This is a genomic window from Endozoicomonas atrinae (assembly GCF_001647025.1).
Classification (GTDB): domain Bacteria; phylum Pseudomonadota; class Gammaproteobacteria; order Pseudomonadales; family Endozoicomonadaceae; genus Endozoicomonas; species Endozoicomonas atrinae.
Genome location: NZ_LUKQ02000741.1, coordinates 1 through 585, shown reverse-complemented (window position 1 = coordinate 585; position 585 = coordinate 1). Strand labels below are relative to the sequence as shown.

At 55.6% G+C, this 585-nt stretch carries 1 protein-coding gene; it reads left to right on the top strand.

All coding sequences use genetic code 11. The features are described 5' to 3' along the window. Positions 1 to 585 (top strand): recombinase RecT (locus AK963_RS30390; RefSeq protein ID WP_175404785.1); only part of this gene is annotated, 585 nt, incomplete at both ends.

Genomic DNA, 585 nt, shown 5'->3' with positions numbered 1-585 from the left:
TGTTATGGCAGGGAATGCTAAAAAAACACCGGCAAAGCAGCCGGTACCAAAAAAAGAAAAGGCCGCTGACGGTGGCCAGCTCACCATCAAAGACCTGTTGCGTCAAAACAAAAACACCATAGCTCAATCGCTGGAAAATACGCCGCTTACACCGGAGCGTCTGCTGAATGTCTGCATGACCGAAATTCGCAAGACGCCGAAACTGCGGGAATGCTCGCAGGCCTCTTTGCTGGGTGCGGTGATCCAATCGGCGCAGCTGGGTCTGGAGCCCGGCTCTGCTCTGGGTCACTGCTATCTCATCCCGTTCTATAACAAGAAAGTCGGGGGGCTGGAGTGTCAGTTCATGCTGGGCTATCGGGGCATGCTTGCCCTGGCTCGTCGTTCCGGTGCCATCGTCAATATCGACGCCCGTGTGGTCTTTGCTGCTGATGAATTCGATCTGCTCTATGGCACCGAAACCCGGGTTATCCACAAGCCACGCCTGAATGGTGACCGTGGTGGTGTGCTGGGTGTCTACGCTGTGGCGCAGCTGCAGGGCGGTGGCTCTCAGGTGGAATACATGACCGTTGAGGAGATCATGAAAGT